The sequence below is a fragment of the Castellaniella defragrans 65Phen genome (assembly GCF_000612685.1).
GTDB lineage: Bacteria > Pseudomonadota > Gammaproteobacteria > Burkholderiales > Burkholderiaceae_B > Castellaniella > Castellaniella defragrans.
Genome location: NZ_HG916765.1, coordinates 1,435,687 through 1,447,564, shown reverse-complemented (window position 1 = coordinate 1,447,564; position 11,878 = coordinate 1,435,687). Strand labels below are relative to the sequence as shown.

Here is an 11,878-nt window from a genome sequence, read left to right as displayed (position 1 = left end):
GGGAATCAGTCTTATATAAGAGTTTAGCGTAAACTGGCTGCCGGCAGGCGGCCTTTCCCTCCTATTCTACCGGCCGGCACCCCGGAAATACCCGAATCGGCGGGTTAAAATGGACGGTCCGGCCCGTCTTTTCCACACCCTCATGTTCAATCCCTCCAAGGAACAGGTCCGCGCGTTCTTCACCGACGCCTGGCGCAAGCGCCGCGAAGGCGGGGTGCTGACGCCGCTGGAGACCATGGCCGCCGACCTGATCGAACGCCACCCCGAATACCACGCCGACCTGCAGGACCCCGACGCCGCCGAACGCGACTATACGGTCGAGGCCGGCCGCACCAACCCCTTCCTGCACCTGTCGATGCACCTGGCGATCCAGGAGCAGCTGTCGATCGACCACCCGCCCGGCATCCGGGCCGCCTGGAATGCCCTGTTGCGCAGCCACGACGAACACGAGGCGGCCCACGTCATCATGGAAGCCCTGGGCGAGGTCGTCTGGGAAGCCCAGCGGCTGGGCAAGCCGCTGGACAACGAACGCTACCTGGACCTGATCCGGCGCCACGCCACGCACGACCGCTGACGGGAAGAACGGCCCGCATCCGCCCCGGCGGCGCGCCACCCGCCCTGCCCGCCCCGCACCGCCCTACCCGCCCCGCACCACCCCGCACCGCCCCGGACGAAACCCGGCCGAAACCCGGACGAAAAAGCGCGCGGGGCGAAGATACAAACGTCCCGGCAAAGCGCCGCTCCCAACAAAGAAACGCCCGCCGGGCGCGCGGGCCGGGCGGGCGTTCGGCGAAAGGCCGCCGCGCGCTACTTGCGCACGGCCAGCGGCGAGGGCTGGACCGACAGCCAGGCGGAGATGTTCTCGATGTCGGTGGCCGACAGTTGCGTGGCCATGGCGCCCATGATGGCGTTCTTGCGCACGTTGGCCGAGGCCGGCGCCCCCGCCTGGCCGCGCTGGTAGGAAGTCAGGGCATGGGCCAGGTAGTCCGGGTGCTGACCGGCCAGGATCGGATAGTCGGGCTGCAGCGGGGTCTTGGCGTCGGCCCCGTGGCAGGAGACGCAGGTGTATTTCTCGAAGGCGGCCTTGCCGGCCTGCAGGTCGGCCGCGTGCGCGCCGGTGGCCGTCAGGCCGAGACCCAGCAGGGCAATCCACAATGTACGCATGATGGTGTCCCCCCGGATCACTTGAGACTGGAATAGTAGGCCGCGACGTCGGCCATGTCCTGCTCGGACAGGGACCGCGCGATGGCGTCCATGGTCGGGAAGGAACGCGCGCCGCTGGCGTATTCCTTCAGCGCCGCCACGATGTAGGGCGCGTTCTGACCGGCGATCATGGGGACGTGGTACAACTCCGGATAGGCCGCCTTGTAGCCCGGGATTCCATGGCAGCCGATGCACATGGACACCTTCTGGGCGCCAGCCTGCACATTGCCCTGAACGGCGGGCGGGTCGGCCGCCAGGGCCGGGCCGGCCAGCAGACAGGACGCCGCCACCACGGCGGCCCCCAACCCACGATCAAGCATTGCTCGCGACTTCATATGGCCTCTTGTCTCTCTGATTCATATTGTGTCGGCATCGGCCAGCCTCCTGCCGGGCCGATGAGGCAAGTCGATTGTACGATAATTGCTCCGATACGGTCAGGCATGAAACTTTCAAGCCCATAATATCCCGGTCAGCCCACCCTCCCGTTCAACCTGCCATCCCGGCCGATCCACCACTCCGTTCGACCCACGTTCAACCCGTCTTCCCGATCATCCCCCACGTCTCCCATCCTTCCCGCGCCTCCTTTTCCGCTTCCATGAACCGCACGCCCGCCTCCGCTCCGAACGGCCGTTTCGACGGCACCGACCGCTACGTCGCCACAGACTCCCTGAAGACCGCCGTCAATGCCGCCCTGGCGCTGCAGCGCCCGCTGCTGGTCAAGGGCGAACCCGGCACCGGCAAGACCCTGCTGGCCGAGGAAGTCGCCCGCGCCCTGGGCCGGCCCCTGCTGCAATGGCACATCAAGTCCACGACCAAGGCGCAGCAGGGCCTGTACGAATACGACGCGGTCTCGCGCCTGCGCGATTCCCAGCTGGGCGAGGCCGCCGTGCACGACATCCGCAACTACATCGTGCAGGGCGTGCTGTGGCAGGCCTTCGAGTCGGAGCAGCCCTGCGTGGTGCTGATCGACGAGATCGACAAGGCCGACATCGAATTCCCCAACGACCTGCTGCGCGAGCTGGACCGGATGGAATTCCACGTCTACGAGACGCGCCAGACCGTCCACGCGCGCCACAAGCCCCTGATCATCATCACCTCGAACAACGAGAAGGACCTGCCCGACGCGTTTCTGCGGCGCTGTTTCTTCCACTACATCGAATTTCCCGACCGCCAGACCCTGAGCGACATCGTGGCCGTCCATTTTCCGGACCTGCGCGCCGACGTGCTGGGCGCGGCCCTGGACGCGTTCTTCCGCCTGCGCGAAGTTCCGGGGCTGAAGAAGCGCCCCTCGACCTCGGAATTCCTCGACTGGCTGCACCTGCTGCTGGCCGAATCCGTGGCGCCTGACAGCCTGGCGCGGGGCGACGTGCCGCCGCTGGCCGGCGCCCTGCTGAAAAACGAACAGGACCTGAACCTGCTGCGGCGCCTGGCCACCCTGACGCAGCGCGGCGTCCGCTGACGGCCGCCGCCGGCGCGGCCGCCCGTCCGCCGCGCCGGCCGCACGCCGCGGCGCCCTTCCCGACCCCCACTCCACCGGACCGACCCATGAGCACCTCCGGCTTCAAGCAAACACCCCGTCCCGTCACCCTGGAAGGCCACGGCGTGCGCCTGGTCCCGCTGGCCCCGGAACACGCCGCCGGCCTGCGCGCCGCCGCCGCCGACGGCGCGCTCTGGAACCTGCGCGTCACCTCGGTCCCCGAGCCCGACCAGACCGAGGCCTACATCGCCCAGGCCCTGCGGGGCCGGGACGACGGTCACATGCTGCCCTTCGCCGTCACCGACGCCGCCGGCGGCGCCCTGCTGGGCACCACGCGCTATCACGACATCGTGCCGGCGGTCGCGCGGCTGGAGATCGGCTACACCTGGTACGGCCGCTCGCATCAGCGCACCCACGTCAACACCGCCTGCAAGCTGCTGCTGCTCGAACACGCCTTCGAGTCCCTGGGCGCCGCCGTGGTGGGCTGGCGCACCGACAACTACAACCACGCCTCCCAGCGCGCCATCGAGCGCCTGGGCGCGCACCGCGACGGCGTGATCCGCCACCACGCGCCGCGCCGCGACGGCACCGTGCGCGACACCGTCATGTACAGCCTGCTGGCGGGCGAATGGCCCGAGGTCCGCGCCCACCTGCTCTACCAGCTGCGCCGCCCGCGCGCCTGAACCCACGCCCGCACGCCTGAATCCCCTTCCCGCCGAACGTCCATTCCCCTCTTCCTGGCCATGCTGACCGATTTCTTCACCCAGTTGCGCGCCGCCGGCATCCCGGTCTCCATCCGGGAATACCTGAGCCTGCTGGAGCTGCTGTGCAGCCCCGCCGCGCCCGCCAGCACGGAGGAGTTCTACCACCTGGCGCGCCTGGCGCTGGTCAAGGACGAGACCCGCTACGACCGCTACGACCGGGTCTTCGCCGCCTTCATCGGCCGCCTCCAGGCGCGCGCCGGCGGCCCCGGCGTGCCGCCGGACTGGCTCGTGCAGACCTTCCGCAAGCAGCTCAGCGACGAGGAAAAGGCGGCCCTGGAAAGGCACGGCTGGGACCGGCTGATGGAGATGTTCCGCGAACGCCTGGCCGAACAGAAGGAACGCCACGCGGGCGGCAGCAAATGGATCGGCACCGGGGGCTCGTCGCCCTTCGGCCACGGCGGCTATCACCCCGAAGGCATCCGCATCGGCGGCCCCTCGGCCGGCAACCGCACCGCCGTCAAGGTCTGGGAACGGCGCGACTACCGCGACTACGACGACCAGCAGACCCTGGGCACGCGCAACTTCAAGATGGCGCTGCGGCGCCTGCGGCGCTTCGCCCGCCAGGGCGCGGCGCTGGAGCTGGACATGCCCGGCACCATCCGCGGCACCGCCGAGCAGGCCGGGATGCTGGACCTGCACTGGGTGCCCGAGCGCCACAACGCGGTCAAGGTCCTGATGCTGCTGGACGTGGGCGGCAGCATGGACGACCACGTCGCCCGCATCGAATCGCTGTTCTCCGCCGCGCGCAGCGAATTCCGCCACCTGGAAGTCTATTACTTCCACAACTGCCCCTACGAATCCGTCTGGCGCCACAACAGCCGGCGCCACGGCGAGCGCATCGAGACCTGGGACCTGCTGCGCACCTACGGCGAGGACTGGCGCCTGATCCTGGTGGGCGACGCGTCCATGAGCCCCTACGAGCTGCTGTACCCCGGCGGCTCGATCGAGCACCACAACGAGGAGGCCGGCGCCGCCTGGCTGCAGCGCATCCTGGCGCACTGGCCGCACGCCGTCTGGCTGAACCCGGAGCCGTCCGGGTCCTGGCAGTACCGCCAGTCCATCGCCCTGGTCAAGGAACTGATGCACGAGCGCATGTTCGGCATGACGATGGACGGCCTGGAGCAGGCCATGCGGCTGCTGTCGAAGTGAACCGGGGCGGGCGCAGCCCCGCCCGCGGCGCGCGCCCGCCCCGATCGAAAACCCCGGTCAGAAACCGACTTGGTCGCCGCCCTTGAGGTGCAGGATGGCGCGGGCCTCGTCGGGCGTGGCCACTTCCAGGTTCAGCGCCTCCAGGATGATGCGGATCCGGCGGACCTGCTCGGCATTGGACGAGGCCAGCCGCCCCGGCTCGATCCACAGGGAATCCTCCAGGCCGACGCGCACGTTCGCGCCCATCGCCGCCCCCATGGTGGCGAGCGGAATCTGGTTGCGCCCCGCGCCCAGGATGGACCACTGGTAGTCCTCGCCGAACAGGCGGTCGGCCGTGCGGCGCATGTGCATCAGGTCCTCGGGGTTCGGGCCGATGCCGCCCAGGATGCCGAACACCGACTGGATGAACGGGGGGCTCTGCACCAGCCCGCGGTCCATGAAGTGCGCCAGGTTGTACAGATGGCTGATGTCGTAGCACTCGAACTCGAAGCGCGTGCCGTTCTCGCCGCCCCTGCGCAGGATCGTCTCGATGTCCTGGTAGGTGTTCTTGAAGATCAGGTCGCGGCTGTTTTCCAGGTATTCGCGCTCCCAGTCGTGCTGGAATTCCTTGAACCGGTTCAGCATCGGAAACAGCCCGAAGTTCATCGAGCCCATGTTCAGCGACGCGACTTCCGGCTTGAAGGCCATCGCCGGACGCATGCGGTCCTCGACCGTCATGGTCGGGCTGCCGCCGGTGGTGATGTTGATGACGGCATCGGTGGCCGCCTTGATCCGCTCCAGGAAGGGGCGGAAGTACGCCGGATCCTGGGTCGGGCGGCCGTCCTTCGGGTCGCGCGCATGCAGGTGCAGGATGGCGGCGCCCGCCTCGGCGGCGGCGATGCCCGCCTGCGCGATCTCGTCGGCCGTGACCGGCAGGTGCGGCGACATGCTGGGCGTATGGATGGCGCCGGTGACGGCGCAGGTGATGATCACTTTCTTCTTGCTGGCCATGGTGATGTGCCTCCAGGGGATGGGCCGCCGGATCGTCTCGCGGCGGCGTGGAAATCGGTGGAAACCGGTGGAAATCGATGGGAATCGGCGGAAAGCCGTTCAGGCGTCCCGCGCCGTCCGCCGCTTGTGCAGCGCGAGCTCCATCAGGCGCGCGTCGCGCCAGAGGCGCCGCGCCTCCAGCCCATCGGCCGGCAGCAGCCGGCGGCGCTGCGCTTCCAGGGTGTCGATCAGGGCTTCGGACCACGGCCCGGTGTCCGTCTGCTCGCGTGCGATGGACTCGAACAGGCCGCCGTAGCGCCGGCAGTAGTCCCGGATGCCGGCGGGCGCGTTCAGGTCGATGGTCTCGAACGGGCCCATGAAGGACCAGCGCAGGCCCAGGCCGTCCTTGACGGTCGCATCCAGGTCCTCGGCATCGACGTAGCCGCCCTCCACCAGCCGGAAGGCTTCGCGCAGCAAGGCGCCCTGCAGGCGGTTGAGGATGAAGCCCTCGATTTCCCGCCGCACCCGCACGGGCTTCTGGCCGATGCCGGCCATCAGCCGCTGCGCGTCGTCCAGCGCCTGCGGGCTGGTCCAGGGCGCGCCGCACAGTTCCACCACCGGCACCAGATAGGGAGGATTGACCGGATGCGCCACCAGGCAGCGGGCGCGCCCCGCCAGTTCATCAGTGAACCGCGAGGCGGCGATGCTGGAGCTGGAACTGGCCAGCACGGTGCCGGGGGCGGCCAGCGCGTCCATCCGGGCGAAGATCTCCTGCTTGACCTCCAGGCGCTCGGGCAGGTTTTCCTGCACGTACGCCGCATCCGCCAGCGCCTGCTCCAGCGCCGTTTCCCGACGGATGCGGGCCATCGCCCCGGCGGCATCGTCCAGCAGGCCCTTGTCCTGCAGCAGCTCCGCCAGCTCGGCGATCAGGCGCAGGGCGCGCGCCGAGGCCTGCGGATCGCCATCCCAGAGGCCGACCTCGCAGCCGCCCCGCGCAAAGACGATCGCCCAGGCCTGCCCGATGAGCCCCGCACCCACCACCGCCACTTTCATCATGCTGTCTCCTCGATTCATCCGGCCGCCCCGCATCCGCGGCGGCCCGCCCGGCCGGGCGCCGGCGGCGCGAAGGCCCGCCCGGCGCGCGCGGCCGTCCCGGCTCAGACGAGCTGCTGGGTATGGCCGTCCACCACCAGCGTCTGGCCGCTGACGCCCGCCGCCGCCCCGCTGGCGGCGAACAGCGCCATGTTGGCGATGTCGCGCGCCGTGACCATGCGGCCCAGGGAAGCCTGGTTCTCATACCGGGCGGCGATCTCCTCCACCGGCCGGCCCAGGATCTTCGCCTTGGCTTCGATCACCGCCCGGATGCGGGGGCCTTCGACCGCCCCGGGCAGGATGGCGTTGACGCGGATGCCGTCCTTGCCCAGTTCGATCGCCAGCGTCTTGGTGAAGCCCACCACGGCCCATTTGGAGGCCGCGTAGGCCGACCGGCCGGCGAAGCCCAGGTGGCCGGCCGCCGACGACAGATTGAGGATGACGCCGGCCGGGGACTGGCGCAGCAGGGGGATGGCCTGCCGCGCGCACAGGAACTGCCCGGTGATGTTCACCGCGAGCGTCCGGTCCCAGTCGGCGCGGCTGATCGTCTCGACCGCGCCGGTGGGGCCGGCGATGCCGGCATTGTTGACGAGCACGTCGAGCCCGCCCAGGAACGCCCGGCCGGCGTCGAACAGCGCGGCCACGCTGTCCTCGTCGGACACGTCGGCCACGACCGTGCCCGCCGCCGGCAGTTCCCGGCGCACGGCCGCCAGCGCGGCCTCGTCCACGTCGCAGAGGAAGACCCGCGCGCCCTCCGCGGCGAAGACCCGCGCCATTTCCAGCCCCAGGCCGCTGGCGCCCGCGGTGATCAGGACCTTTTTGTCCTTCATGCTGATGTTCTCGAACATGGCATTCCTTGAAAAAGAGTGGATGTCCGCCCGCCGGACGAACCCCGCTGGGGCGCCCGGCGGACGGGGAAGCGTCACCCGGCGCCGTCCGCCAGGATCAGGTCGGCGCCCTTCTCGGCCACCATCATGACGGCGGCCTGCGTGTTGCCCGACACCATGGCCGGGATCACGGAGGCGTCCACCACCCGCAGGCCCGCGATCCCATGGACGCGCAGGCGCGGATCGACGACCGCCGATGCGTCCGCGCCCATGCGGCAGGTGCCGATCGGGTGATAGATCGTCTGGCCGTTCTCCCGGGCGAACCGCAGCCACTGCGCGCGCGTCCGCGTCGCCGTGCCCGGGCTGATTTCCCGCTCCACGTAGCGCGCCATGGCCGGCTGGCCCATGATGCGGCGCGCCAGGCGCATGCCGCCGATCAGGCTTTCCTGGTCTTCCTCGGCATCCAGGAAGTTGGGCCGGATGTCCGGGCCCGAGAACGGGTCCGCGCTGCGCGCATGGATGCTGCCGGCCGAGCGCGGCCGCAGCTGGGCCACGCCCAGGGTCATGCCCGGCAGGCGGTCGAGCCTGCGCTCGGCCGCATTGGCATAGCTGGCATGCATGAAGAAGTACTGCACGTCGGGGGCGGGCAGTTCGGGCCGGCTCCTGGCGAAGCCGAACACCAGGCCGGTGCCGAGGGTCAGGATCCCGGTGCGGCGCGCGAAGTATTCGGACACCGCCAGGCCGAGGCGCCATCCCCGGGTCAGCTCGTTGAGCGTGCGCGCGTCCTTCACGCGCCAGTTCATGCGCGTGCAGAAATGGTCGATGTAGTTCTCGCCCACGGCCGGCAGCGCATGGCGCGGCGGCACGCCGATCGATGCCAGCACGCGCGGGTCGCCGATGCCCGACAGCTCCAGGAGCTGGGGCGACTGGACCGCGCCGGCCGCCAGGACGACCTCGGCCCGGGCCCGCACCCGCACGTCGGCGGCGCCCCGCCGGTACGTCACGCCGACGCAGCGCCGGCCGTTTTCGTCGAGATCGACGCGCAGCACGTGGGCGCCGGTGCGCACGCTCAGGTTCGGGCGGCGCCGGGCCCGGTTCAGGTAGCCGTCCACGACGCTCCAGCGCCGGCCGCGGTGCTGCAGGACCTGGTAGTAGCCGAAGCCTTCCTGGCTGGGGCCGTTGTAGTCCGGATTGAAGGGCTGGCCGGCCTGCGCGGCCGCGGCCAGCAGCGCGTCGGCGAGCGCATGCCGCTCCGCCACCTGGGTGAGGTGCATCGGTCCTTCGTGGCCGCGCGCCTCGCCGCCGCCGGCATACCGTTCCAGCTTGCGGAAATAGGGCTCGACGTCGCGCCAGCCCCAGCCGTCGGCGCCCAGCGACTGCCAGCGGTCGTAGTCGGCCGGCTGGCCGCGGACGTAGATCATGCCGTTGATGAGCGTCGAGCCGCCCAGGCCCTTGCCGCGCGGCACGGCGATGACCCGGTCCAGCGTATTGGGCTCGGGCGTGGTCTCGAAGCGCCAGTTGAAGCGGGGATCGACCAGCAGCCGGCTGAAGCCGGCCGGGATCGGGATCCAGAAGTCGCGGCCCTCGCCGCCGGCCTCCAGCAGCAGCACCGAGTGCCGGCCGCAGGCCGTCAGGCGGTCGGCCAGGATGCAGCCCGCGGCGCCCGCCCCGACGATGACGTAGTCGAACTCCTCCTGCATGGCGGCCCGTCTCCGGTCGTCAAAGCATGAAACGGGCCATCAGCCGCACCTGCTCGTCGAGCATGTGGCGGCCGTAATGGATGGGGCAGCCCCGCTTGTGCGCCTCGGCCAGGAGCGGGGTCAGCTCGGGCTTCATGATGATCTCGGCCACGACCGTCTCCGGCCGCAGCAGCTCCGCATCCAGCGGCAGGGGATCTTCCGCCCGCATGCCCAGGGTGGTCGCATTGACGACCATGTCGCATTCCCGGGGGTCGGCCGTGCCCGCCCGGACGTCGGCGTGCGGAAAGGCCTGCCGCAGGCGCTGGACGATGGCCTGCGCCTTGGCGAGCGTCCGGTTGGCGATGACGAGCCGGGCGGCGCCGGCCTCGACCAGGGAAAAGGCGATGGCGCCCGCCGCGCCGCCCGCCCCCAGCAGCAGCAGCCGCTTGCCCGCCGGATCGTGTCCCTGCGTACGCAGGCCCTGGACGAAGCCGGCCCCGTCGAACATGTCGCCGGCCAGGCGGCCGTCGGCCTCGCGGCGCACGGTGTTGACGGAGCCCGTGGCGCGCGCCGCCGGGCCCAGTTCGTCGCACAGCGCCGCCACCTGGATCTTGTGCGGCACCGTCACGATGAAGCCGCCCAGGTTCTTCATGCGGCGAAAGCCGGCGATCACCTCCGCCAGGCCTTCGGCCGGCACGTGCACCGGCACCAGGACGGCGTCCAGGTCCTGGCTCTGGAAATAGGCGTTGAGCACCTGCGGCGTGCGCACCTGCGCGATCGGATCGGCGATGATGGCGAACAGTCTGGTGTTTCCGGTAATCATGTGTCTCCCCTGTTGATCGGGCGGCCGCTCCGGCCGCTGCGTCCCGCGGGACGCCGACAGGTTTCAGGTCATCAGCCAGCCGCCCGCCACGTCGACGACCTGGCCGGTCACGAAGGCGGCCTCGTGGGAGGTCAGGAAGGCGCACACGTCGGCGACCTCGCCGGGCGTGCCCAGCCGGCGCAGGGCGGTCTCGCGGATGACCGCCTGGTTGGCGTCATCGGCGACGGTCGCCAGCAAGGGGGTGCTGATCCGCCCCGGCGCCAGCGCGTTGACGGTGATGCCATGCGGCCCCAGTTCCTCGGCGACGTGCCGCGTGAAACCGATGAGCGCCGCCTTGGTGGCGCTGTAGTGCACCCCGACGATGCGGCTGATCGCGGCCTTGCCGGCCACCGAGGACATGGACACGATGCGGCCGAACCCGCGCCCGATCATCCCGGGCGCCAGCAGTTTCGTGAGATAGAAGGCGCTGCTGAGGTTGACGCCCACCACCCGGTCCCATTCGGCGGGGTCCATCGCCTGCACGGCCGACGGCGCGCCGTCGTGCTTGGGGGAAATCCCCGCGTTGTTGACCAGGGTATCGACCTCGCCCAGTTCGGCGCGGATCCGGTCCACGGCCTGGGCGCAGGCGGCATACCGGCCGACGTCGGCGGCGGCGAAGGCCACCGCATGCCCCTGCCGGCGCCAGGCCTGCGCCGCGGCCTGGCCGCGCGCCTCGTCCAGGTCGATCAGGCCGACGCGGGCCCCTTCGAGCAGATAGCGCTCGACTAGGGCGCTGCCGATCCCACCCAGGGCCCCCGTCACGATCACGACTCGTCCCTCATGCCGCATGGCGGTCTCCTCCGACTTCCAGGATGATCTTGCCGATATGCCGGCTGCTTTCCATCAGGCGATGCGCTTCCTGCACCTCGTCCAGCGGAAAGACGCGATGGATGACGGGCAGGCAGCGGCCCTGCGCCAGCAGGGGCCAGACGTGCGCCTCGACGTCGGCGGCGAGCGCCGTCTTCTGCGCCACCGAGCGGGCCCGCAGGGTGGAGCCGGTGATCGTCAGGCGCCGCAGCATCACCGGCATGAAGTCGAATTCCGTCCTGCTGCCCTGCAGGAAGGCGATCTGCACCAGCCGCCCTTCCAGGGCCAGGCACCGGATGTTGCGCGCGATGTAGCCGCCCCCCACCATGTCCAGGATCATGTCCACGCCGCGGCCGTCCGTCAGCGCCTCGATTTCCGCGACGAAGTCCTGCGTGCGGTAGTCGATGGCCGCCTCGGCGCCGAAGCGGCGGCAGGCGGCGGCCTTGTCCGCGTTGCCCACGGTGGTGAACACGCGCGCGCCGAACGCCCGGGCAAGCTGGATGGCCGTCAGGCCGATGCCGCTGGAGCCGCCATGGACCAGGATCGTCTCGTTGTCCCGCAGCCGGCCGCGCTGGAAGACATTGGTCCAGACCGTGAAATAGTTTTCCGGCAGGGCGCTCGCCTGGATCATGTCCAGCCCGCGGGGCACGGGCAGGCAGTGCCCCGCGTCGACCACGCAGTATTCGGCATAGCCGCCGCCGGGCGTCAGGGCGCAGACCGGATCCCCGGCCTTCCACCGCGTCACCCCCTCGCCCACCGCCGCGACGCGCCCGGAGACTTCCAGTCCCAGGTAGGGCGAGGCATCGGCCGGCGGCGGATAGGAGCCCGAACGCTGCAGGATGTCGGGCCGGTTGACGCCGGCATACTGGACCGCGATCGAGACCTGGCCGGGCGCCGGCTCGGGCACCGGGGCCTCGACCACGCGCAGCGAGGAAGCATCGCCGCCCTTGCCATGATCGATCAGTTTCATCGTCTCTCCCCCACGCTCTTTTCCGCCATCGTTCCCTCCATCCCTTGCCGGAAATCCGCCCTGAAAAATGCCCTGGACA

13 protein-coding genes are annotated in these 11,878 nt (G+C 70.4%); 4 read left to right on the top strand and 9 right to left on the bottom strand.

Annotated features, from left to right (window positions below; translation table 11 throughout):
- Positions 1 to 142 precede the first annotated feature (142 nt).
- A complete protein-coding gene (locus BN940_RS06520; protein WP_043686103.1) occupies positions 143 to 574 on the top strand; it encodes a DUF1841 family protein in 432 nt (143 codons plus the stop codon).
- Between the two features lie 233 nt (positions 575 to 807).
- Here the strand turns inward: BN940_RS06520 and BN940_RS06515 are convergent, their stop codons facing one another.
- Both BN940_RS06515 and BN940_RS06510 read right to left on the bottom strand, forming a co-directional pair.
- The gene (locus tag BN940_RS06515) at positions 808 to 1,164 is read right to left on the bottom strand and encodes a c-type cytochrome (RefSeq protein ID WP_043686101.1); all 357 of its coding nucleotides are present in this window, start codon (positions 1,162 to 1,164) and stop codon (positions 808 to 810) included.
- A gap of 17 nt (positions 1,165 to 1,181) precedes the next feature.
- Positions 1,182 to 1,538 carry a c-type cytochrome gene (locus tag BN940_RS06510; RefSeq protein WP_052355651.1) on the bottom strand — a complete coding sequence of 119 codons (357 nt, stop codon included), beginning with the start codon at positions 1,536 to 1,538 and terminating at the stop codon, positions 1,182 to 1,184.
- A 260-nt stretch (positions 1,539 to 1,798) separates the two neighbouring features.
- Here BN940_RS06510 and BN940_RS06505 point away from each other — a divergent pair, with 260 nt between their 5' ends.
- The 3 genes from BN940_RS06505 (at position 1,799) to BN940_RS06495 (ending at position 4,593) form a co-directional block, all read left to right on the top strand.
- Positions 1,799 to 2,662 carry an AAA family ATPase gene (locus tag BN940_RS06505; RefSeq protein WP_043681318.1) on the top strand — a complete coding sequence of 288 codons (864 nt, stop codon included), beginning with the start codon at positions 1,799 to 1,801 and terminating at the stop codon, positions 2,660 to 2,662.
- Positions 2,663 to 2,748: 86 nt separating this feature from the next.
- Positions 2,749 to 3,363, top strand: coding sequence for a GNAT family N-acetyltransferase (locus BN940_RS06500; RefSeq protein WP_043681315.1), 615 nt, complete (start codon positions 2,749 to 2,751; stop codon positions 3,361 to 3,363).
- Between the two features lie 60 nt (positions 3,364 to 3,423).
- The gene (locus BN940_RS06495; protein WP_043681312.1) at positions 3,424 to 4,593 is read left to right on the top strand and encodes a vWA domain-containing protein; all 1,170 of its coding nucleotides are present in this window, start codon (positions 3,424 to 3,426) and stop codon (positions 4,591 to 4,593) included.
- Between the two features lie 57 nt (positions 4,594 to 4,650).
- Here BN940_RS06495 and kce read toward each other — a convergent pair whose 3' ends face one another.
- From kce to BN940_RS06460, 7 genes are all read right to left on the bottom strand, one after another.
- A complete protein-coding gene (gene kce / locus BN940_RS06490) occupies positions 4,651 to 5,583 on the bottom strand; it encodes a 3,5-dioxohexanoate:acetyl-CoA acetone transferase (protein WP_043681307.1) in 933 nt (310 codons plus the stop codon).
- A 99-nt stretch (positions 5,584 to 5,682) separates the two neighbouring features.
- The gene (locus tag BN940_RS06485; RefSeq protein WP_043681304.1) at positions 5,683 to 6,618 is read right to left on the bottom strand and encodes a 3-hydroxyacyl-CoA dehydrogenase; all 936 of its coding nucleotides are present in this window, start codon (positions 6,616 to 6,618) and stop codon (positions 5,683 to 5,685) included.
- Positions 6,619 to 6,719: 101 nt separating this feature from the next.
- Positions 6,720 to 7,502 carry an SDR family oxidoreductase gene (locus BN940_RS06480; protein WP_043681301.1) on the bottom strand — a complete coding sequence of 261 codons (783 nt, stop codon included), beginning with the start codon at positions 7,500 to 7,502 and terminating at the stop codon, positions 6,720 to 6,722.
- A 74-nt stretch (positions 7,503 to 7,576) separates the two neighbouring features.
- Complete coding sequence (locus tag BN940_RS06475; RefSeq protein ID WP_043681298.1) at positions 7,577 to 9,181, bottom strand: GMC family oxidoreductase; 1,605 nt, start codon at positions 9,179 to 9,181, stop codon at positions 7,577 to 7,579.
- A 19-nt stretch (positions 9,182 to 9,200) separates the two neighbouring features.
- Complete coding sequence (locus tag BN940_RS06470) at positions 9,201 to 9,983, bottom strand: shikimate dehydrogenase family protein (RefSeq protein ID WP_043681296.1); 783 nt, start codon at positions 9,981 to 9,983, stop codon at positions 9,201 to 9,203.
- 63 nt (positions 9,984 to 10,046) lie between these two features.
- Positions 10,047 to 10,811 (bottom strand): SDR family oxidoreductase, encoded by a 765-nt coding sequence (locus BN940_RS06465; RefSeq protein WP_043681293.1) that lies wholly within the window; start codon positions 10,809 to 10,811, stop codon positions 10,047 to 10,049.
- Entirely contained in the window at positions 10,801 to 11,799 is a 999-nt protein-coding gene (locus BN940_RS06460) for an NAD(P)H-quinone oxidoreductase (protein WP_043681290.1), read from the bottom strand. Before BN940_RS06460 ends, BN940_RS06465 begins: the two co-directional genes overlap by 11 nt.
- Between the last annotated feature and the right edge of the window lie 79 nt (positions 11,800 to 11,878).